The organism is Clostridium beijerinckii (assembly GCF_036699995.1).
Taxonomy (GTDB): Bacteria; Bacillota; Clostridia; order Clostridiales; family Clostridiaceae; genus Clostridium; species Clostridium helianthi.
The window spans coordinates 5,432,038-5,454,528 of record NZ_CP144906.1 but is presented as its reverse complement, the minus strand read 5'-3'; the positions used below and the strand labels follow the sequence as shown (position 1 = coordinate 5,454,528).

Genomic DNA, 22,491 nt, shown 5'->3' with positions numbered 1-22,491 from the left:
TTTTTACAGTTTTAGCTTAGTATATTCAGGTTTTTTGTTTATTAGTTTATATGGAGCTAGAAGAAGGATAAGTTACAGTATTTACATTTTATCAAGTATTTATGGAAAAATTTATTTTTTGAAAGGTTAGTAATCAGACATTTAATATCTAATATAATTTATTTTTTTATGTAAAAATAAATTATTAATTTGACAATGACAAATAATTGTAATAAAATTTATAAGTACAAATTAAACAAAAAAGAATATTTAAGTATTATGCTCCTATAGTTAAATGGATAGAACAATCCCCTCCTAAGGGATAGATGTGGGTTCGATTCCCGCTGGGAGTACCAAGTTAAATGAAGGAACGGCTTAACCATAATGGTTAGGCCGTTTTTGCTTATAGAATAAGGGACAAAATGGGGACAAAAAGTTTTATGGGAATTTACAAAAGAAAAAAATGTAATGCACAATAAGAGTTTTTCTGAATTTAATGTACTATGTGTGCTAATATTTGATATCAAATGCTTACAAAGCATTATCATCCTATATCAAAGAATTTGGATTCAGAAATGTAAAAGAGATGAGGAATCAAGAGATAAGAGATAGTGTTTTTTTCTCAAATCTATCAACAAGCTATTTCAATATATGTAATTATTTGTATGAAATAGAAATTGAGTGTATAATTTAATATTATTTACAATGGGAAAGGAGGCTGTCCATAGAAAACGAATGATAACAAAAGATTACTTTTAATTATTATTAAAAGTGGACTTGCAGTGATATCAAAAAAATGAAAAATTATGTGGGAGGAATAAGATAATGAAAAAAATAAAAGTAGGTTTTCGCAATAAAAAATCTAAAAGTTTACTTATTGGAGCAATTGCACTTATTTCAGTAATTACTGCAGGTAATTGCCAATATTCTAGTGCTGCAGTAGTTAATAATACGTCCGTAATTCAAGATGCTAGCGGAAATTCTGTTTCAGAAAAAGAAAATTATTCAATACCTGAAAAATCTAAAATAGTGATTGGAAAAACTGTTGAAGATAAGGAAATTAAGGTTACTCTATCTGACTGTTATGCAGATACTCATATGCTTACTTTTACAACACATTTGGATAGTAAAGAAAGAGGTGATTATGCACAAGAGTTAAAACCAAGTATATCTATTAATGGAAAGATAATAAATAATGAAACAAATGAATTTAAGTACGATTACATCCATAACGATGATGGAACTTGTGATATAGTGACACATATTTACTTAGACAATATAGATACAAGTCAAAATTTAAATATTTTAATCGATTATGATAAGATAGGGGTAACTAGTACAGCCAATATTGACTCGTATGTAACAGGGAATTGGAAATTCAATTTTGCAATTGGCGCATCTCAAATAGACAAGCCAATTTTAACCAAGGATATTAATCAAACTCTAGTAATAGATGGCCATGAACTATATGTGCACAATATAAAAATATTCCCATACAGAATTGAATTTACAGGAGGCAGTGATATCGATAGTTTTAGTGATACTACAGATATGGCATCATGGGAACTTACGGATGATAAAGGAAATAAGATTAAGGAATCAGATGGTCATGGATCTGATAAAAGTATAATGTTAAATTATTTTGTTGACACAACTGATATGAGAAGTGTAACGATAATCCCAAGAACTTCTTTTAACAACCCTGATACAGCATATCCTAGAAAATTTCCTACTATTAGCAATTATGATAAAGCCATTACAATAAATATAAGATAATAAGTAAAAGAAATACTTAGAGTAATAAGAACTTTAAGTATTTCTTTACTTATGTAGGAGAATTATCATGAGAAAAAAACTAAGCGTATCTATATTTTTAATTACTGTGCTAATAGTTTGCGCATCATATTATTTATATCCTAGAAAAGGAACTTTAAATAATTTTTTATTTAGTAATTATAACAAGGAAAATATAGAGGAAATTGAGATTAGAAGTACATCTGGAGGTGAAGATAAGACAATTAAAGATAAGATTGAGATAAACGATATTTTATTTAATTTATCTAAAATAAAACTAATTCAACATTATGGTAGCATATCAAATAGGGCAAAAGGTTCTTATCATATATATATTTACGATAAAAATAGTATATCTGCTGAAGTTACTATACAAGGCAAGGAATATATCAGTATTGCTAATAATATTAATAATTCTAATAAAGAATATAGAATTATTGAAAATACTTTAGATTTGGATTATATAAATAAACTAATTTCGCAGTGAGGAATATCCAGCGTTCATATAAGTCAATAATATGTTTTTAATATTTGGATACTAAAATACAAATAAGCTTCGAGTAGTATGTTTCTATAGCTATAATTACATATAGATTAAGCATTTATATTTTAAGTAGGCAAAATAAAATTTTTATAAATTAAATGTTGTGTATATTGTATAGACAAGCAATACAGTATATATTTTCTAGATAAGATTAAGGAAATTTAGGCTTTTTATAAGGTAATTGAGGTATAAGAACAATACTAATAACATAAAAAAGAATACTAAAATAAGTATTAAATTTAGATAGGCAATTTATAAGTAGATTGTATTACAATTCCCATATGAAAGTATTTGAATGGAATATAGGAGCAAGAAAGTAGTTATGACAACATATATAATAGTGTGCTAAGATTGAATAGTAAGATAGTAATGTATTACAATAATGTTATTGCAACTATTGAAATCGTATAATAATTAGAGGATGATTAAAAATGAAAGTTGATCTAAGCAAAATTGTTAATAATAAAAAAATCACACCTATAGAAGAACAAGTATTAGAATATATAATCAATAATATTGATAGTGTAATGGATCTTGGCGTTAGAGGGCTTGCTGCTGAAAACTATACATCGACATCAACTATTATGAGACTTTCAAAAAAATTAGGTTTTACAGGATTTATTGATATGATTTATAATATAACACCATTAATAGATGGTGGTAGCAAGGGAATTATAGAAGAGTCAGAAGCATTAATAGGTACTGATATTAAGTTTTTGTCTAAATATATAGATGAGGAAAATGTAAAAAAATTTATAGAGATATTAGCAAGTGGAACCAAAAAGTATATTTTTATTTATGCAAGAGGCTACTCCGAAATTACTGGAGAATACTTTAACAAAAAGCTGCTTGGGGTAGGGATAAAGAGCATATTGATAGATTCTAAGGGCAGCTTTGAAAATAATTTAGAAGATATGGAAACGCTAATAGTAATATCAAAATCCGGAGAGACTAAAGAAGTGCTAGATAAGGTTCAAGTGGCGAAGAAGAAAAATAAAGTAGTAATTTCCTTCACAAAGGAAGTAGAAAACAGTATTTCAGCTCTTTCGGATATTTCATTTAAAATATTTGATATGCATAAATTGGATGACAGTAATGTGCTGGCTAACTCGTTTTTTGCAAATATGCTTATGTTTATGGAATACTTAATTTACAGATATTATCAAGAAACAAGAAAAGAAAATAAATAGTCAAATTAAGAAACCTGTTATCTTTTAAGCTAACAGGTTTCTTAATGCTTGAAATCTATTTCAATTCAATGAAAACGTATATATAATGAGCCTATGGATGACACAATAATTTGATAAGAGGTGGAATATATGAAGGATAAAATTATGAATGCTATGCAAAGATTTTCGAAGGCTATGTTTATTCCAGTATTAATACTTCCGATTGTAGGTATATTAATAGCTTTTGGAAATATTCTCACAAATACCAAATTAGCAGAATATGCACCGTTCTTAAAAAATAGTGTAATATTTGGATTTGGGAAAATATTATCAGGATCCTTGGTTCCTATACTATCAAACCTTGGAATAATATTCTGTGTTGGTTTAGCTGTAGGACTTGCAAAAGAGAAAAAAGCAGAATCAGGTTTCACATCAGTATTAGTTTATTTAATATTTAATAATGCGATGAATATTTTCTTGAGTTTATCAGGGAAGTTAGTAAATCCAGATAATTTAAGAGGTTCTGGTCAGGCGATTGTGCTTGGGACTCAAGTTTTGGATATGGGAGTTTTTTTAGGAATAATTTTAGGTATAGTGGTAGCGTATTTTCATAATAAATATTGCAGGAAAGAATTTAATGGAGCATTTCAAATATATGGAGGTTCAAGATTAGTATTCTTAATATTAATTCCAGTAGTTGTTGTATTAGCTGTAATACTTTCTTATGTTTGGCCATCAGTACAGTGGGGAATATCAAGTTTAGGGTATTACATACAAAAGAGTGGTAACTTTGGAGTATTTATGTATGGAATGCTAGAAAGACTTTTAATTCCAACAGGATTGCATCATTTGGTATATACTCCATTCTTATATAGTCAGCTTGGAGGAATAGAGACTATAGGGGGAAAGGCGATAGAAGGAGCAAGAAACATTTATTTTGCACAAATTGCAGATCCTTCAATTAAAGTTTTATCTAGCACAGTTATATGGGATGCTAGAGGATTATCAAAGATGTTTGGATTAGTAGGAGCGTGTTTAGCACTTTATCACACAGCTGATGCTGATAAGAAAAAGAAGGCTAGAGCGATTCTTATACCAGCAGCAGTAACCTCAATAATAGCAGGTGTTACAGAACCTATAGAATTTTCATTCTTATTTACAGCACCAATATTATTTGGAGTACATGCAGTTTTAAGCGGTCTTGGAATGGTAGCTTTAAATATATTAAACGTAAGGGCTATAGCACCTAATGGATTTATAGATTTCTTACTTTATAATTTACCATTAGGTATAGAGAAAACAGGTTGGCCAATGTTTATTTTAGTAGGTGTAGTGCAATTCGCAGTTTACTATGTAATATTTAGATTTCTAATAGTTAAGCTTAACTTAAAGACTACTGGAAGAGAAGACAGTAATGAAGAAGTTAAACTTTATACTAAGCAAGATTATAAGGATAAAGTAACAGGAGGCCAAGGGTCTGGAGATAAAGAATCAACATCAGGAAATGAAGCACTTGTAATAATAGAGGCCCTAGGAGGAAAAGAAAATATTAAAAAAGTAGATAACTGTTTCACAAGACTAAGATTAATCCTTGATGACACATCAAAAGTTGATGAAGCTACATTAAAGGGAACAGGAGCTACAGGAGTAGTTAAAAAAGGAGAAAATGTTCAAGTAATTTATGGGTTACATGTAACTAGAATAAGATCTATAGTGGATGAAGCATTAGGAATTGTAGGAGAATAATAATATAAATCGTAGAAGTATTTGAAGAATAATATAAATTAAAGGAAAGAGGTAATATATATGAAAAAACATTCTATTGTTATTGCAGGAGGCGGAAGTACATTCACTCCAGGAATAGTTATGATGCTATTAGATAATCTACACCGTTTTCCAATTAGAAAATTAAAATTATATGATAATGATGCTGAGCGTCAAAGTGTCATTGGTGAAGCTTTAGAAATTGTATTAAAAGAAAATGCACCAGATATCGAATTTTCTTATACAACAGATCCAAAGGAAGCGTTTACGGATGTTGATTTCTGTATGGCCCATATACGTGTTGGAAAATATGAAATGCGTGAGAAGGATGAAAAGATTCCTTTAAAATATGGAGTGCTTGGTCAAGAAACTTGTGGACCAGGAGGAATTGCTTATGGAATGAGAAGTATAGGAGGTATGCTAGAGTTAATAGATTTGATGGAAAAATATTCACCAGACTGTTGGATGTTGAATTACTCTAACCCAGCATCAATTGTTGCTGAAGCCTGCCGCAGATTAAAATCAAATTCGAAGGTATTAAACATTTGTGACATGCCGGTTGGAACACTTCGTCGTATGGCTGGTATTGTGGACCTAGAACCAAGTGATTTAGAAGTTAAGTACTTTGGATTAAATCACTTTGGATGGTGGACTAGCATTAAGGATAAACAAGGGAATGATCTAACAGATAGAATTAAAGCCTATGTTGCAGAAAATGGATATTTGACAGTAAAAGAAGTAGAGACACAACATACTGATCCAAGCTGGCAGGAAACTCATAAAAAAGCAAAGGATTTATTAGCAGTAGATCCAAGATTTTTACCTAATACTTATTTAAAATATTATCTATATCCAGATTATGTTGTAGAGCATTCTAATGCAGAATATTCTAGGGCAAACGAAGTAATGGACGGAAGAGAAAAAGATGTATTTAATGCAGCGCGTGCTATTACAAAGGCAGGAACAGCAAAAGGCGAAGAATTCCATATTGATGCTCATGCTACCTTTATCGTAGATTTAGCTAGAGCGATTGCCTATAACACTCACGAAAGAATGTTATGCATTGTAGAAAATAAAGGTGCTATTTCTAATTTTGATTCTACAGCTATGGTGGAAGTTCCATGTATTGTTGGAAGTGATGGACCAGAACCTTTAGCACAAGGAGAAATTCCACAATTCCAAAAGGGATTAATGGAGCAACAAGTATCAGTAGAAAAATTAGTTGTTGAGGCATGGATTGAAAATAGCTATTTGAAATTATGGCAGGCACTTACTTTATCTAAGACTGTACCAAGTGCTAGAGTTGCTAAATTATTACTAGATGATCTTATTGAAGCTAATAAGGGCTATTGGCCGGAATTAAAGTAGGAGTATGTATGTTTAAGAATTTGTTTAATAAAAATAAGAATAAAGTATTTTATGCTTTTGCTAATGGTGTAAGTGTTGACCTAAGTGAGGTTAATGATGAAGTGTTCTCACAAAAAATGATGGGGGAAGGAGTTGCGATTAAACCAAGTGAAGGAAAAATATATTCACCTTGTGATGGAACGATAGCGGCAGTTATGAAGGAAAGTAAGCATGCTGTTGGAATAAGGACCAAAGATGGAGTAGAATTTCTAATTCACGTGGGAATTGATACTGTAGCTCTAAACGGAGAAGGTTTTGAACTATATTGTGAAGAAGGAAAAGCGGTAAAAAAAGGTGATCTTCTTTTAAGCTTTGACAGAAAATTTATTAAGGAAAAGGGCTTAGACGATATTACTATGCTAGTAATATCAGAACTTAATAATCATAAAATTGTGGATATTCATATTGATTTGGATATGAAGGCAAATGAGATAATCCTACTAGAGTACAACTAGTTTGTTAAAGATATAATAAATTAAAATGATAAATTATGAAGGTTGATTTAAATAATCTAGAGTATAATATGCGAATATATGCTCTAGATTATTTTTTACTCTCTAAGATTATAGTTGTTAAATAATCCTTTGTATAAATCAATATACTGGCAAGAGAGTCAAGTCTATATACTGGAGTGACTTATGCAAGTGATAATGTTTATATAATATAAAAAACAAAATACGAAAGAAGTCGAGAGATTTTATAATTTTTATACTATATTTTTACAAAAAATGTAAAACAAGTGTGATATTGTATGTAATGTATAAATCGTAATTACATTATATACATTACGTAGAATGGGGGGATACGATGAAAGATGCTACCATAATGCTCAGAGTTACAACAGAACAGAAGCTAGCTATAAAAAGAATGGCTAGAAAGCAAGGAATGACTATTACAGAATTTATGCTATTTAATATGATGAAATCGATTAGTAAATCTGAATTATCTGAAATAAATGGAGATATTGATTTGGATTTAGAATCCAAAGAATAGCAAGTTGATCTTGAGTTTTATCTGCTTGCATATAAAGTATAGACAAGCAATACATTGTACAAATACTGTTTAATGGCCTAAGGTAATAGCAGTATGATAGCTATATAAACTACATACAAAGGAATATTAATGGAGAAACATTTCATAAGGATAAATAATTTTTAGGTGAACAGTGGTATAAACGCCATAAAAAGATATTCAAATAGAATGTAAAAGTAAAAAAGGGGGATTAAAAAATGAGAATCAGTGCAGATATAGGCTACAATACAACAAATTTTATTGGACATAACATAGAAGGCTCCTTTTCATCGACAGTAAAAGAAAAGATGCACGAGTTAGAGACCGCTAAATATACTGTTGAGTACAATAATAAAACATATTTAATTGGTAATGATGATGGATTTACCAGCATAGAACATTCAAGAGATAAGGATATTATATTTCATATTTGCCTATATACAGCTATAGCAGCTACAATGAGTTCAACAATAGATAACAATGTAAGGGTTATAACAGGACTTCCTGCTCAATTTTTTGCAGAACAAAAGAATTCTCTGATAAAAGCTCTTGAAAATAGACGAGTCTTTATGAAACTTAATGGAGAAAATAGAAGTTTTACAATTACCAAAGTAATTGTATTTCCTCAGTCGGCAGGATTATTTTTATATGATAAATCATTAGTAGAAAAGGATACGCTAGTAGTAGATATAGGTGGTGGTACATTAGATATAGCATATATGAGCAATGGCCAATTTAAAGAAGGTAGAACATATCCATTGGGAGTAAATCCCACATATGATGTACTTCTACAAGAGTTAACCAAATATGGAGTGAACTATTCTAATCGTATGAAAGCAGAACAAATAATTGCAGATAAAGCTATATTTGTAGAAGGAAAAGAAGTAGATGTAAGTAACGATATTGATAATGTATTAAGTTTGAGAGCAGGAGAAATAATAAATGCTATAAAACAGGCATTTCCAGAGCAATCAAAATATTCGAGATTTGTTTTCATAGGTGGGGGAGCCTTATTGCTTAAAAATTATTTAAAAGACTACAGAGTATTAGATGATGCACAGATGATTAATGTAAAAACTTATGACATAATAGGTAAGAGTAAGAATGTGTAAAAAGTTAAAAACTACAATTACTTTAGCTCCCCATATTAAGGAATTTGCATCTAAAGAAGCCAAATCTCTTGGCTTAGATTTTTCTGCATATATAACTGTACTAATAGGTGAAAAAATGAGAGGTACTATGATACCTTCAACTATTAAAAAAGTTAGTAATGATAAAGTTGATGAGGCAGCTATATCTATAGATGAAAAAGAATCTATAAAAATAGATAGTGATCAAGAAAATGAGATAGATAGATTGCTTCAGTGGTAGAGAACAGATGAATTTTTTCATCTGTTTTTATTCATCTTATTATTAGTAAAAGCATATGAATTTATGGTTGTTGGATTATAGAAATTTATATGAAATCTATGTAATATTTCACAAAAAGTAAAGGAACTAATACAATTTATTTCGTTTAATATGTATAATAGTAATTAAGTATAAGTGAAATGAGATTTTCATCAAGATAAATTTTAATTTTATACTTACTATACGATATGAATTAATTTAAAATATTTACTATAGGTATAAATGTTTAAAGGGGAGTGAGAATATGGAAGTTGTTTTAGAACAGTTTATTCCATCAGATAAGCCTAAGAGAATTAGTAACATACTTCAAAAAATTTCAATTGTTTTTTTAGTAGTTGGATTAATGATTGTTTTTGCATCACCAATAATCGGAATAGCGCTAATAATAGTAGCATTAATATTTTTTGTGGGAAGTTACTTTATGTATATTGATTATGAGTATGAGTTATATAATGGTGATATAACAATAACTAAGGTCTATAATGCAAGTAGAAGAAAGATTGCTCAAAAGATTAGTAGAGATGATGTGAAAAAAGTATACATTACAGAACGAAAAAATGCTCTTAAGAGCGGGGTGTCAGCATATTATAATACTAATATAAATGGACTAAAGATTTATACTTTTGAATTAAACAACAATAAAATAATACAATTAGCCTTAAATGAAGAACTTGAAAAAATAGTTAAGATAATTTATGTTCAAAAAATTACATTTTAAAAATAAAGTATAGTTAATAAGTGTGTTCCTTAAACTACAAAAAGGAGTACACTTTTTTATTTTCTGAGAACTGATTGTTTTATATATAAATTTAATTTTTAAAATTAGTAATGCTAGTGGGAACAGTACCATATGAAATGAATTGTAGTTTTTGAAAATATAAATCATATGAATAGGAAGGCATAATAGATAATATATTAGAAAATATGCATTATACATGGGGCAGAAAGGAAATCTATATAATTTATTATTTACGTAAAAAACGTATTGACACATTATATATGGAACTGGTATCATATTAACATGAAAACGGTTTTTGAAGTTAATTAAATTAGGAGGGGACATTAATGAAGGAACAAATAGTAGCAAAAGAAATTCTAGAGAATATTGGTGGAAAAGAAAATATAAAATCAGTAGAACATTGTGCAACTAGATTAAGACTTATACTTAATGATAAGGAAAAAATAAATGAAAAAGCTATTGAAAATATTGATGGTGTAAAAGGACAATTTTTCTCGGCAGCGCAATACCAAATAATTCTTGGAACAGGATTTGTAAATAAAGTTTATGATGTCATAGTTGGACAAAATTCTGACTTAGTAACTGGAAATAATAAAGAGGAAGCTTATAGCCAAATGACATTAATTCAAAAAATATCTAGAACTTTTGGAGATGTATTTGTACCTATAATACCAGTATTAGTTGCAACAGGTTTGTTTATGGGACTAAGAGGTCTTCTGACAAATCTAGGAGTCCAAATGAATGAGAATTTTATTCTCTTTACTCAAGTATTGACAGATACTGCTTTTGCATTTTTACCAGCATTAGTTGCATGGTCAACCATGAAAAAGTTTGGAGGTACACCAGTAATAGGTATAGTAATAGGATTAATGCTTGTATCACCTAGTTTACCAAATGCTTATGCTGTGGCAGCGGGAACAGCAACTCCAATTAATCTAACTATACTAGGATTAAATATTCCTGTAGTTGGATATCAAGGATCTGTATTGCCAGCATTAGTATTAGGAATTATTGCAGCTAAAACTCAAAAGGCACTTAAGAAAGTAGTTCCAGATGTATTGGATCTAATAGTAACTCCATTTATTACATTATTATTTTCAATGGTATTGGGATTATTAATAGTTGGGCCAATTATGCATAATGCTGAACAATTAATATTTGGAGCAATCAAAGGATTCATGGGGCTTCCATTTGGATTAGGTGGACTAGTTGTAGGAGGAGTACATCAACTTATAGTTGTTACTGGAGTTCACCATGCATTAAATGCTTTAGAAGTTGAATTGCTATCTAGCACAGGAAAAGATGCATTTAATGCAATGATAACTTGTGGTATTGTAGCACAAGGTGGGGCAGCTTTAGCAGTAGCATTCAAAACAAAAGATAAAAAGAAGCGTTCATTATATATTTCATCAGCAATTCCAGCATTTTTAGGCATTACTGAACCAGCAATATTTGGTGTTAACTTAAGATTTATAAAGCCGTTTATATTTGGATGCGCAGGAGGAGCAGTTGGAGGAATGCTTTCAGGAATACTTCACCTAGCAGGCACAGGAATGGGAATTACAGCATTACCAGGTATGCTATTATATGTGAACAATCTTGGAAGTTATATTTTAGTTAACGTTGTAGCTATAGCAGTTGCTTTTTGCTTAACATTGTTCTTCTTTAAGGCAGAAGAATAGGAATAATAAAAAATATTTAGATGAATTATAGATAGATTTAGTAGGGATAATTTTGCTTGCTAAATCTATCAAGCTATATAAAGCTATATTTTATATATTAATATCCATATAAGTTTATAAGTTATCTTTTCAATAATATGTATTAATGATATATAATAATATTTATATAAAACATATATGGAGGATAATATGGATCGAAAAGTCACAATTCAAGATATTGCTAATATGGTTAATGTTTCAAAGAGTAGTGTTTCTAGATATTTGAATAATGGATACGTGAGCGAAGAAAATGCTAAAAAGATAAAAGAAGCGATCGAAAAGACCGGATTTGAAACTAATTTTTTTGCAAAAAGATTAAAGACTAAAAAAAGTAGATTAGTTGGAATTGTAATTCCTAGAATCGATTCTGTTACAATAGGCAAAGTATTAACTGGTATCAATAAAAAATTAATGGAAAATGATTATCAAGGAATTATCTTGATCAGCGAACTAGATATAGAGAAAGAACTAGCAAATATCAATAGCCTTTATCAGCAAGGAGTTGATGGAATAATCATTAATTCTATGGCTATTACTAAAAAGCATATTCAATTAATTAGCAGGCTTAGTATTCCAACTATATTTACAGGGCAAAAAAATGAATTTACTAATTATATAAAAATAGATGATTATGAAGCAGGAAAAATACTTGGAAGCTATTTTAAATCTAAGGGACATAAAAATATAGTATTTTTAGGAGTAAATGAATGGGATATAGCAGTGGGAGTGGATCGTAAAAATGGATTCATTGATGCTGTGAAGAAAGATAATCCAGATTGTAATGTTCAATTTGTTGAAACTGATTTTTCATTTACCAATGCATACAGTAAGGCTAGACAGATATTAGAATATAAGCCGACAGCAATAGTTTGTGCAACTGATAATATTTGTTTAGGAGTACTTAGATATTTACATGAAAATAATATTAAAGTTCCAGAAGAAATTTCAGTAGCTGGATTTGGAGGATATGATATAGGAAGTGTTTCATACCCTACACTTACAACAGTAGCTTTTGATTATGAATTAATTGGTATAAAAGCAGCTCAAGGAATCCTAGATTTAATAGAGGGAAAAGAGTTAGAAGAGAATAAGGATACTTCCTTGAAGCTAATAGAAAGAGAAAGTGTGGGTGGGATTAATTAAATTAATAGGAGAAGAGGAAAGATGCCAAACCCAAAATCATACCAGGAAATAAACCAAAATTTAAATAATTATTACAGTAATAAAGAAATGAGTATATGGCGAAACAACTTTCACATTGAGATGCCATTTGGTTTGATCAATGACCCAAATGGATTAAGTTATTACGACAATAAGTTTTATATATTCTATCAATGGAATCCATTTGGATGTGAGCATAAAACAAAGCACTGGGGATTAGTAACAACAACCAATTTCACTAACTTTACTAAGCCCCAAATAAGTTTAAAACCACAAGATTGGTTTGATAGAAATGGATGCTATTCAGGTTGTGGATTGGTTAAAGATAATGAGTTAAAGTTATACTACACAGGAAACGTGAAAGGTCCAAATGGCGAAAGAGAGTCATATCAGTGCTTAGCCACTTGTAATAAAGATGGAATAATAGAGAAACATGGAGTAATTATAGATAAGCAGCCAAACGGATATACAGCTCACTTTAGAGATCCATACGTATTTATAGAAGATGACACTTATTACATGATATTAGGCGTTCAAAGTGAAGATTTAAAAGGAAGGGTTTTAATTTATGAATCTATAGATTCAGTTAAATGGAACTTGCTTGGTGAGTTAAAAACCGATATGAAGGACTTTGGATACATGTGGGAATGCCCTAATATAATAAGGATAAGTAAAGATAAACACGCATTTATATTTTCACCACAAGGTTTAGAAAAAGAAGAATTGAAAAATCAAAATTTATATCAGTCGGGATATGTAATTGGTGAGCTAGATATAAAGAGTGTTGAGTTGAAAAATCATAGCAGATTTAAAGAATTAGATATGGGATTTGATTTTTATGCTCCGCAAATATTTAATCATAATGGTAAAAATATAATGATTGGATGGATTGGAATGCCAGATAGGGACTCTGAATACCCGACATATGAGCATGGTTGGATGTATTCACTAACTATGCCTAGAGTTTTAGAGTATAAGAATAATGTCCTTTATCAAAAGCCTATTGATGAAATTAGAAATTTAAGAGAAACTCAGTTAATAGATATTAAAGGGTTAACTTTGAATAACTACAATTTAGCTTTAGAGTCTCGTTCAGTAGAAATAATGATAAGTATAGAAGTTGAGAATGTTGAATTTACAGAAGTTAAATTTAAATTTAATGACGAGTATATTTCCATAACATATGATAATAAAAGACAACTATGTACAGTTGATAGAAGTAATATGAATATTGGCGGGAAAGGTATAAGAAAATTTAAATTGAATTCTTTGAAAGAACTAAAAATGAATGTATTCATTGACAATTCTGTGATGGAAATATATTATCAAGATGGATTAGAAGTAACAACATTAACATATTACCCTAAGAGTGAAGGATTAGAACTTCAAATAAGAAATGATAGCAAAATTACAATTAATGAGCTAAATATATGGAACTTAAGGAGTGTGAAGTATGAATAATAATGTTTTTTGTATTGGGGAACTTTTAATTGATATGGTTTGTGTAGATAATAAAGGTTTAAAAAATGGAGAGAAATTTGAGAAAAAAGCAGGTGGAGCACCAGCAAATGTAGCGGCGAGTATTTGTAAATTAGAAGGTAATGCTTATTTTTTAGGACAAGTAGGTAATGATTTTTTTGGTAAGCATTTAGTTGAGTTGCTAAAAAGCTTGAATATAAATACTGAGATGACCGTAGAAAGAGGAAGTACAACAATTGCATTAGTTGGAATTGATGCAAATGGTGAACGTAACTTTGACTTCTTAAGAGGTAGTGATGGGGAATATTCGTTTGATAATATAGATTTATCAAAGATAAGTAATTCGGATATAATTCATTTCGGGTCCGCAACGGGATTTTTAGAGGGAGAGTTAAAAAAGACATATTTTAAACTATTAGAATATGCGAAATCTAATAACATATATGTATCATTTGATCCTAATTACCGCGATGCATTAATCACTCAAGACAAGTTAGAGTTATTTGTTGAGGATTGTGTTAAATTCTTGAAATACAGTAACTTTACGAAACTAAGTGATGAAGAATTATATTTAATAACAAAAGAAAAAGATATAGAAAGCGCTGTTAACAAGTTACATGAAATTGGAGTTAAGGTTGTGACGGTTACTTTAGGGTCTAAGGGCACATACTTAAGTGTTAATGGAAAAAATGAAGTAATACCATCTATAAAAATTAAGCAAGTAGATTCCACTGGTGCAGGAGACGCATTTGTTGGAGCTGTATTAAGACAGGTATCTGATATTGATGACAAAGAGAGTATAAGTTTTGATAGATGGAAAGAGATAGTTTCATTTGCAAATAAGGTAGGCGCAATAACATGCACTAACTACGGTGCTATAGCTTCAATGCCGACACTAAACGAATTAAATTAAGCCGAGCTAGATGAATTCATATATAGGAGGGAGATATTTTAAATATATCCCTTCTATATTTTTGGATTTTTATTTGATCATTGAATATAAGTTGATAATAATGAGTATGAAACTTATGATTTTATATTTTTATTATATGGTAGAATATTGAGAAAGGAACATATATAATATTAAAAATATTTAGTCAAGAAAATTCATGATGGGAGCATTACAGATGGTTGATTTTCTAAAAATTGCAAAAGAAGAAGCTAAGATGGCAATGAAAAAAGGGGAGATTCCAGTAGGAGCAGTAATTGTATTGGATGATAAAATAATAGGAAGAGCTCATAATTTAAAAGAAACCTTAAATGATAGTACTGCTCATGCTGAGATTTTAGCCATTAAAGAAGCTTCGAAATTTATTGGAGATTGGAGATTAAATAGAGCTGAGATGTATGTTACATTAGAACCTTGTCCTATGTGTGCGGGGGCGATAATTCAGAGTAGAATATCTAAAGTATATATAGGAACATTTAATAAAGATATGGGTGCTTGTGGTTCAGTAATTGATGTTACAGATAATAAATGGTTAAATTCTTTTGTAAGTACTAAATGGTTATACGATAAAGAATGTTCTGATATCATGTTGGAGTTTTTCTCCCAGAGAAGAAATAAGTATAAATAAATTATAAAAAATATATATAGTTAAGAATAGCGTTAAATTTTAATTTTATTACAATATGGAAATGTACTGTGCACTTTAAATCTTAAAAGTATTAGATTTAAGGTGATTTTTTTATTTAAAGAGATTAGTAAAGATATAGGTAGTTAGTGAGAGCCAATTGGAAATATGGGGAATAAAATCACATTTTTAGAATATTATGAAGTTGAGATATAAAAATAAATATGATATAGTAATAGCAACTGGTCAGACCACTATACCAATGATTTTTACACAAGAGGTGATTTTTAGTTGAAGTATTTAAAGCAGTTAATGATTATTCTAGTATCATATTTTTTAGGAACAATAGTACAAGTAGTTTTTAAATTACCTATACCAGGGACAGTTTTAGGTCTCATTTTTCTTTTCTTAGCGTTATATTTTGGAATTGTTAAAGTTGAGATGATTGAAGATATATGTGAGGTACTAATATCTCATATGTCATTCTTATTTATTCCAGCAGGGGTAGGGTTAGTGACATCCTTTCAAGCAATTAAAGGTAAGATTATACCTTTCTCCACTATAATTGTTATTTCTACATTTGTAGTTTGGATTGTGACTGCCTACGTTGTTAAATTTTTAAGGAGGGTGACTTCAAAATGAATGATATGATAAATTCACCTGTTTTCGGGGTTTTAATATCTATTATTGCTTATGAAATAGGTCTTTTAATAAAACAAAAACTTAAGCTTTCAATATTTAATCCATTACTTATAGCGATAATAATTCTGATTACATTTTTATTAAAATTTAATATTAAATATGATGATTACAATAGCGGGGGACAAATAATTTCTTTCTTTTTAGCTCCAGCAACTATTGCATTAGCATTACCATTATATAAAAAGTTTTCTTTGTTTAAAGAAAATGCTTTACCTATTTTATTAGGCATTTTATTTGGAGCTGTATCTGGGATGATATCTGTAATTCTGCTTTCGAAGGCATTTAATCTTTCAAGCGAGCTTACAAAATCATTAATTCCTAAATCTATAACAACTCCTATAGGAATGGCATTATCTAAACAGTTAGGAGGGCTTCCTTCTGTAGCTGTTGTTGCTATTATAATTACTGGAATATTGGGTTCTATTATTGGACCATTTCTATATAAAATATTAAGGATAAATGATAAAGTAGCAATGGGAATTGCTATGGGAAGCTCATCACATGCTGTTGGGACAGCAAAAGCTATGGAAATAGGTGAAATTGAAGGAGCTATGAGTAGTTTAACTATTGCAATTTCTGGGATTGTGACTGTACTGATAGCACCTGTATTATGGAGTTTATTTTCAGTATTTTTAAATTAGTTAGGGGGGATTATCTTTGAATGGAGATAAAAATAACTACAAAAAGGGAGAGAGTCCAATTAATAAGTTGTTTAGTTCTATTGATAATTTATTAATTGAAGAGAGAGAACAGAGGTTAAAAGTAAAGTTAGGAAAAGAGATAAAAAATAGCATATTTACAGATGAAATTATAATGAAACTTAATGAAAATGACTTCTCTGGTTTAATTGATGAGGAAGATAATAATATGGCGATGCTTTTTTCAAGTATATTTCCAGTATTTATAAAAAGTAGAGATGTTGTTTTTAGACTGTATAAGCATAAAATAGAAGTTAATTTATCTGATGAAATGAGCGATAGATATATTTATATTTTTTCTGATGGGAGGTTGACCTCTGGATTATTTCAATGTTTTAAACTGAGCGATGATGAATATGTATATGGAATAAAGAGAATAATTGATAGTATTCCTCTTTTTAAAATTGCTATTATGAACACATTGGATAGCTTTAGAAAAAATATTAGTATACATAATCATAAAATAGAGAATTCAAAAAATAAAGAACTGTTAGCAGAAAAAAATTACAACGAATTACTTAACTACTTATCAAAAGCAAACATATAAAGTTTTGAGAGGATGATATCGATGTTAAGTCCTGTGAAGAGTACAAAAATATATGAAATAGTAATAGAGCAAATAAAAGAAATTGTTAAAAGAGGAGAACTAAAGAGTGGAGATAAATTACCATCGGAGAGAGATTTATGCGAGAAGCTTGAGGTTAGCAGAGCATCTGTTAGAGAAGCACTAAAATCTTTACAAATGCTTGGACTTATAGAATCTAAGCATGGGGAAGGGAATTTTATCAATGAAAAATTTGAAAATAGTCTGCTTGAACCTCTATCTATTGTATTCTTACTTCTAGGAAGCAAAAGTGAGGATGTTCTTGAGCTTAGAAAAATAATTGAACCAGAAACAGCAGCTATCGCTGCTAAAAATATAACTGATGAACAACTTATAGAATTGAAGGAAATAATGGGCGAATTAAATAATAATTCAGATATTGAAGCCTGTGCTATATTAGACAAAAAATTTCATTATAAAATAGCGCAAGCTACTGGCAATCACTTAATTTCAACTATAATGTTTTCTATATCTTCTTTGGTTGAAAAATATATTGAAAATTCAAAAGTTCATACTATTAATAAGATACTTGTAAAAAATCATCATGAAGAAATATGGAGAGCTTTAAAAGATCATGATTCTAATGCAGCTTCAATTGCGGCACAAAAACACTTGGAATTAAGTCATATTGTTTAGAATCTATTTATAAATTTAATTTGCATATTTCTGTTTAAAGTTCTATATTTAATAATTAATTTTAAATAGGGAGATGATTATCGTGATTATTGATAAAATATTTTACAAAACATTATTTAAAAATTTATTTTCAGACTCTTTTGAATTAAAACTTTGGGATGGAAGTTCAGAAATTTATGGGGAAGGGAATCCAGAATTTAGAATAATATTTAATGAGCCCATTCCTAAAGCCGATATTATAAAGGATCCTTCATTAACATTTGGTGAAGCTTATATGACTAAAAAGATAGATATTGAAGGAAGTATTCAAAAGGTTATAGAATCTTTATATAATAATCAGGAAAGTTTTTTGAGTAATAGTGACAAATATGCAAATTTACTAAGGATGGCTACAAATAGTATCAAAAATAGCAAGAAAAATATTGAGTTCCACTACGATATTGGAAATGATTTTTATAAATTATGGTTAGATGATACTATGACATATTCATGTGGATACTTCAAATCAAAAAGTGATTCATTAACTCAAGCACAAAAGAATAAAGTAGAGCATATTCTTAAAAAGTTAAACTTAAAAGAAGGAGAAACACTACTTGATATAGGTTGTGGTTGGGGTGAACTGATAATATCTGCAGCAAAAAAATATAAGGTAAAAGCGATGGGTATAACTTTAAGTTCTGAACAATTAGCAAAAGCTAAAGAAAGAATAAAAAGTGAAGGATTAGAGGATCTTCTTGAAGTTGAACTTGTAGATTACAGGGAACTAAAAAATAGAACATTTGATAAAATAGTTAGTGTGGGAATGTTAGAACATGTAGGGCAAGATCATCTCGCAGAGTATTTTTCAAATGTTAATAACTTATTAAATGATAAAGGTGTATCTTTACTCCACTGCATAACATCAACAGAGGTTGGAGGAAATAATACATGGATTGATAAATATATATTTCCAGGTGGATATGTTCCAGCTGTTAGAGAGTTAATCAATTGTATGTCGGATGAAAAGTTCACTTTAATCGATGCAGAAAACTTAAGACTTCATTATGGAAGAACTTTGGAGCATTGGGCAAAGAATTTTGAGAATGCATTGCCAGAGATAAGGAAGACTAAGGATGAAACATTTATAAGAATGTGGAGATTATATTTAAATGCTTGTGCAGCATCTTTTAACTCCGGAAATATAAGTATTCATCAATTTGTATTCAATAAAGGAGTAAACAATGATTTACCATGGACTAGAGAGTATATGTATAAATAAGTTTATATAAGCACTTTAAGAGATAACTTTGTGGTATTACTATCTATATTCATTATAGAAATGATAGCTAATTAAATTAGAAGTAATTTATAGTAGGCAAAAGTACTTAAATTTTAAGTATTTCTGCCTACTATTTGCATTAATTACGAAAATGGAAGGATGATGGTTTATATTGAATATGAATAAATAGATTCTATTATATTAAATGATAGGATTTCTATATATAAAATATTCAGTTGAATCGATAACAATTATATGATATTATAATAAAGCATTAAATACTATATGGAGAGATGTCCGAGTGGTCGAAGGAGCACGCCTGGAAAGCGTGTATAGGGGCAACTCTATCAGGGGTTCAAATCCCCTTCTCTCCGCCAATATGCTCAGAATACCTATAGTGTCACTTACACACGATACAAGATAACACACGTTTAGTTATGAAAAAATAGCTAGACGTGTGTTATTTTTTCGAAAAAACGTGTGTTAGGAGTGTTAACTATGAAAAAGATTGAAATGACTAAGAAAGCCACTTTAGACCAAGGATATGACGAGTTCATATTTAATTGTAAATCTAGGAATTTGAGAGAATATACTATAAAGTTTTATGACAATAATATGTTGAACATTTATAAGTTTATTGAACCTAAAACACCTATTTCTTCAATTACAAAAGATACAGTTGATAATTTTATATTGTCTTGCAAGAATGAACTAAATATAAACAGCGTGACTTTAAACACGTATGTTAGGGCGTTAAAAACAATTCTATACTTCTTCATGGAAAAAGGATACATGAAAGAATTTAAAATATCTTTGCCAAAGATGGATAAAAAGATTATTGAAACTTATTCCTCAAATGAATTAGATTTATTATTAAAAAAACCTAATGTTAAGACGTGTAATTTCGTGGAATACAGGAATTGGGTTGTATGTAATTTCCTTTTAGCTGTGGGATGCAGATTAAATTCATTAATTAATATAATGGTTGAAGACATAGATTTCACAAACAATATGGTTTATATAAAGACTACTAAGAACAGAAAGCCATTAATAATTCCATTAAGTAAAACAATTATACCAATATTAAAGGAGTATATAGGCATTAGAAAAGGTGAAAATGAAGATTATTTATTTTGCAACGCGTATGGTCAACAATTGAATAGAAATACCTTGAGTGAGAATTTAAGAAGTTATAATAGAAGAAGAGGTGTAAAAACTACTGGAATACATAGATTTAGACATACATTTTCGAAAAATTGGATTTTAAATGGTGGAGATATATTTAGATTACAAAAAATTTTAGGTCATAGTGATATGGAAGTTGTAAGAAATTATGTTAATATGTTCACTAATGATTTACAAAGGGACTTCAATGAATTTAATCCTCTGGAGAATATAGTAAATAAGAAAGAGAGCAAAAGAACTATAAAAATGAAATAATTTTAAATGCATCTAATGTATGAATTGAAAATATTGCTTACTATAACTTAAAAAGATAAGAAACATAAAAAATACTCCTCTTTATTTTAAAATAATACCTATGAAGAGGCGTTTATTATTTATTATAAAGCCACCAGCTACAATTGAGTGGGAATAGGGGGAAAGTCTGTTAAGCAAAGCGTTTAAGCACTTATAGAAAATTTGATAAAAAATTTAGTGGCTTAGATATTATCCCCAAAAAGGTAACATCTAAGCTACTTTTTTATTGATTTGTGGAGGTGTAGTAAATGAGAAAAGCAGCAAAAACAGGAGGTAAAAAGTTCATAACAATAACAGAAATAATTTCATACGAACAACTATACAAGGAATTTATAAGAAATTGTAAGGTAAGAGGATTAGCTGAAGAAACAATAAGGAGTTATCATTATCAAAATAAATATTTCTGTGATTTTATAAATGTAGAGGATGCATCAGAAATAACAAGAGAAGTTTTGGAAGAGTATATTTTATATATGCAAGAAGTACAAGGAATTATTAATAGCACAACGATAAATAGCTACATTCAAAATACATAACCTATTATTAAGCATGGAATGGCTAAAGGCTTAATAGAAGAATTTAAAATACCATTTGTGCAAGAGCAAGTAAAGTTGAAAGACATTTATTCGGAGAGTGAGTCGAAAGCATTGCTTACTATACTTAAAAAGAATGATTTTCTTATGTTAAGAGATAGTGCAATAATATGGTTATTAGCTACAACGGGGGCAAGGGCAAAAGAATTAAGGAATATAACTATTAATAATGTTGATTTAGATAGAAGGGTGATAACACTTCAATGTAACCAAGAATAATCAAGCAAGGCAATTACCATTATCATTAAATGTTATAGAAGTATTGGAAAAGTACATGAAGGTTAGAAAAGGGCGTAGTGATGATCATCTATTTATATCAATTTATGGTGACCAAGTAGCAAGAACAACATTACAAAATATAGTATCTAATTACAACATAAAAAGAGGGGTTAATAAGGTTTCAATACATTTATTTGGCCATACATTCATAACTAATGCAGTAAGAAAAGGTGTTAATCCATTAATATTAAAACGAATTACAGGGCATAGCAGTTTGCAACAACTTAATAGATACTATAATTCAACTGCTGATGATATTGTAAATATAATTGATGATATAGCATCAAAACAAATTAAGAAAGTATATTTAAAAAGAAAATATGATATTAAAGTTAGGAATTTTTAAGCTTGTTTTAGATATTAAGTATACAAAATATGGATAATTTTAGAAGAGCATTATGTAATAGAAAAAACATTATATTGAAGATAACCACTTATCGTATTCGGTATAGTAACTTAAAATTTCGAAAAGGCAAAGAAGAAAAATGAA

Annotated in this window: 24 protein-coding genes and 2 tRNA genes; all 26 read left to right on the top strand. The window is 29.2% G+C overall.

Going from position 1 to position 22,491, the window contains the following annotated elements; translation table 11 throughout:
* The first annotated feature begins 260 nt into the window (after nucleotides 1–260).
* The 26 genes from PZA12_RS24440 (at nucleotide 261) to PZA12_RS24315 (ending at nucleotide 22,347) form a co-directional block, all read left to right on the top strand.
* Nucleotides 261–335: transfer RNA gene (locus PZA12_RS24440), tRNA-Arg, on the top strand.
* Between the two features lie 469 nt (nucleotides 336–804).
* The gene (locus tag PZA12_RS24435; protein ID WP_103698984.1) at nucleotides 805–1,755 is read left to right on the top strand and encodes a DUF4179 domain-containing protein; all 951 of its coding nucleotides are present in this window, start codon (nucleotides 805–807) and stop codon (nucleotides 1,753–1,755) included.
* A 67-nt stretch (nucleotides 1,756–1,822) separates the two neighbouring features.
* Nucleotides 1,823–2,260, top strand: a complete 438-nt coding sequence (locus PZA12_RS24430) for a hypothetical protein (protein ID WP_103698983.1) — start codon at nucleotides 1,823–1,825, stop codon at nucleotides 2,258–2,260.
* Nucleotides 2,261–2,748: 488 nt separating this feature from the next.
* Nucleotides 2,749–3,507, top strand: a complete 759-nt coding sequence (locus tag PZA12_RS24425; protein WP_103698982.1) for a MurR/RpiR family transcriptional regulator — start codon at nucleotides 2,749–2,751, stop codon at nucleotides 3,505–3,507.
* Nucleotides 3,508–3,636: 129 nt separating this feature from the next.
* On the top strand, nucleotides 3,637–5,232 hold the full coding sequence (locus PZA12_RS24420) for a PTS transporter subunit EIIC (RefSeq protein WP_103698981.1): 1,596 nt from the start codon (nucleotides 3,637–3,639) through the stop codon (nucleotides 5,230–5,232).
* A gap of 60 nt (nucleotides 5,233–5,292) precedes the next feature.
* Nucleotides 5,293–6,618, top strand: a complete 1,326-nt coding sequence (locus PZA12_RS24415) for a 6-phospho-alpha-glucosidase (RefSeq protein ID WP_103698980.1) — start codon at nucleotides 5,293–5,295, stop codon at nucleotides 6,616–6,618.
* A gap of 8 nt (nucleotides 6,619–6,626) precedes the next feature.
* Nucleotides 6,627–7,112 carry a PTS sugar transporter subunit IIA gene (locus PZA12_RS24410; RefSeq protein WP_103698979.1) on the top strand — a complete coding sequence of 162 codons (486 nt, stop codon included), beginning with the start codon at nucleotides 6,627–6,629 and terminating at the stop codon, nucleotides 7,110–7,112.
* 352 nt (nucleotides 7,113–7,464) lie between these two features.
* Nucleotides 7,465–7,650 (top strand): DUF1778 domain-containing protein, encoded by a 186-nt coding sequence (locus PZA12_RS24405; protein WP_077838487.1) that lies wholly within the window; start codon nucleotides 7,465–7,467, stop codon nucleotides 7,648–7,650.
* A 236-nt stretch (nucleotides 7,651–7,886) separates the two neighbouring features.
* Nucleotides 7,887–8,780: a ParM/StbA family protein gene (locus PZA12_RS24400; protein WP_077309960.1), complete on the top strand. Its 894-nt coding sequence runs from the start codon at nucleotides 7,887–7,889 to the stop codon at nucleotides 8,778–8,780.
* On the top strand, nucleotides 8,773–9,039 hold the full coding sequence (locus PZA12_RS24395) for a hypothetical protein (RefSeq protein ID WP_077838486.1): 267 nt from the start codon (nucleotides 8,773–8,775) through the stop codon (nucleotides 9,037–9,039). The genes PZA12_RS24400 and PZA12_RS24395 overlap by 8 nt, the downstream gene beginning before the upstream one ends.
* A gap of 283 nt (nucleotides 9,040–9,322) precedes the next feature.
* On the top strand, nucleotides 9,323–9,796 hold the full coding sequence (locus tag PZA12_RS24390) for a hypothetical protein (protein ID WP_103698978.1): 474 nt from the start codon (nucleotides 9,323–9,325) through the stop codon (nucleotides 9,794–9,796).
* 347 nt (nucleotides 9,797–10,143) lie between these two features.
* Complete coding sequence (locus PZA12_RS24385) at nucleotides 10,144–11,499, top strand: sucrose-specific PTS transporter subunit IIBC (protein ID WP_103698977.1); 1,356 nt, start codon at nucleotides 10,144–10,146, stop codon at nucleotides 11,497–11,499.
* Nucleotides 11,500–11,688: 189 nt separating this feature from the next.
* A complete protein-coding gene (locus PZA12_RS24380) occupies nucleotides 11,689–12,681 on the top strand; it encodes a LacI family DNA-binding transcriptional regulator (RefSeq protein ID WP_103698976.1) in 993 nt (330 codons plus the stop codon).
* A 21-nt stretch (nucleotides 12,682–12,702) separates the two neighbouring features.
* Nucleotides 12,703–14,160 (top strand): glycoside hydrolase family 32 protein, encoded by a 1,458-nt coding sequence (locus tag PZA12_RS24375; RefSeq protein WP_103698975.1) that lies wholly within the window; start codon nucleotides 12,703–12,705, stop codon nucleotides 14,158–14,160.
* A complete protein-coding gene (locus PZA12_RS24370) occupies nucleotides 14,153–15,091 on the top strand; it encodes a carbohydrate kinase family protein (protein ID WP_103698974.1) in 939 nt (312 codons plus the stop codon). Before PZA12_RS24375 ends, PZA12_RS24370 begins: the two co-directional genes overlap by 8 nt.
* Nucleotides 15,092–15,305: 214 nt before the next feature.
* Nucleotides 15,306–15,755, top strand: coding sequence for a nucleoside deaminase (locus PZA12_RS24365; RefSeq protein WP_103698973.1), 450 nt, complete (start codon nucleotides 15,306–15,308; stop codon nucleotides 15,753–15,755).
* A gap of 288 nt (nucleotides 15,756–16,043) precedes the next feature.
* Nucleotides 16,044–16,394, top strand: a complete 351-nt coding sequence (locus PZA12_RS24360) for a CidA/LrgA family protein (protein ID WP_012061156.1) — start codon at nucleotides 16,044–16,046, stop codon at nucleotides 16,392–16,394.
* Nucleotides 16,391–17,095, top strand: a complete 705-nt coding sequence (locus tag PZA12_RS24355; RefSeq protein ID WP_077830653.1) for an LrgB family protein — start codon at nucleotides 16,391–16,393, stop codon at nucleotides 17,093–17,095. Before PZA12_RS24360 ends, PZA12_RS24355 begins: the two co-directional genes overlap by 4 nt.
* Nucleotides 17,096–17,111: 16 nt before the next feature.
* Nucleotides 17,112–17,699, top strand: coding sequence for a hypothetical protein (locus tag PZA12_RS24350; protein WP_012061154.1), 588 nt, complete (start codon nucleotides 17,112–17,114; stop codon nucleotides 17,697–17,699).
* 21 nt (nucleotides 17,700–17,720) lie between these two features.
* Entirely contained in the window at nucleotides 17,721–18,392 is a 672-nt protein-coding gene (locus PZA12_RS24345; protein WP_103698972.1) for a FadR/GntR family transcriptional regulator, read from the top strand.
* An 82-nt stretch (nucleotides 18,393–18,474) separates the two neighbouring features.
* Complete coding sequence (locus tag PZA12_RS24340; RefSeq protein ID WP_338481373.1) at nucleotides 18,475–19,650, top strand: cyclopropane-fatty-acyl-phospholipid synthase family protein; 1,176 nt, start codon at nucleotides 18,475–18,477, stop codon at nucleotides 19,648–19,650.
* Between the two features lie 287 nt (nucleotides 19,651–19,937).
* Nucleotides 19,938–20,027: transfer RNA gene (locus PZA12_RS24335), tRNA-Ser, on the top strand.
* 121 nt (nucleotides 20,028–20,148) lie between these two features.
* On the top strand, nucleotides 20,149–21,090 hold the full coding sequence (locus PZA12_RS24330; protein ID WP_103698971.1) for a tyrosine-type recombinase/integrase: 942 nt from the start codon (nucleotides 20,149–20,151) through the stop codon (nucleotides 21,088–21,090).
* A 287-nt stretch (nucleotides 21,091–21,377) separates the two neighbouring features.
* Nucleotides 21,378–21,665 carry a phage integrase N-terminal SAM-like domain-containing protein gene (locus PZA12_RS24325; RefSeq protein ID WP_103698970.1) on the top strand — a complete coding sequence of 96 codons (288 nt, stop codon included), beginning with the start codon at nucleotides 21,378–21,380 and terminating at the stop codon, nucleotides 21,663–21,665.
* Between the two features lie 18 nt (nucleotides 21,666–21,683).
* Nucleotides 21,684–21,941, top strand: coding sequence for a tyrosine-type recombinase/integrase (locus PZA12_RS24320; RefSeq protein WP_103698969.1), 258 nt, complete (start codon nucleotides 21,684–21,686; stop codon nucleotides 21,939–21,941).
* A 43-nt stretch (nucleotides 21,942–21,984) separates the two neighbouring features.
* Nucleotides 21,985–22,347 (top strand): site-specific integrase, encoded by a 363-nt coding sequence (locus tag PZA12_RS24315; protein ID WP_103698968.1) that lies wholly within the window; start codon nucleotides 21,985–21,987, stop codon nucleotides 22,345–22,347.
* The last annotated feature ends 144 nt before the right edge of the window (nucleotides 22,348–22,491 follow it).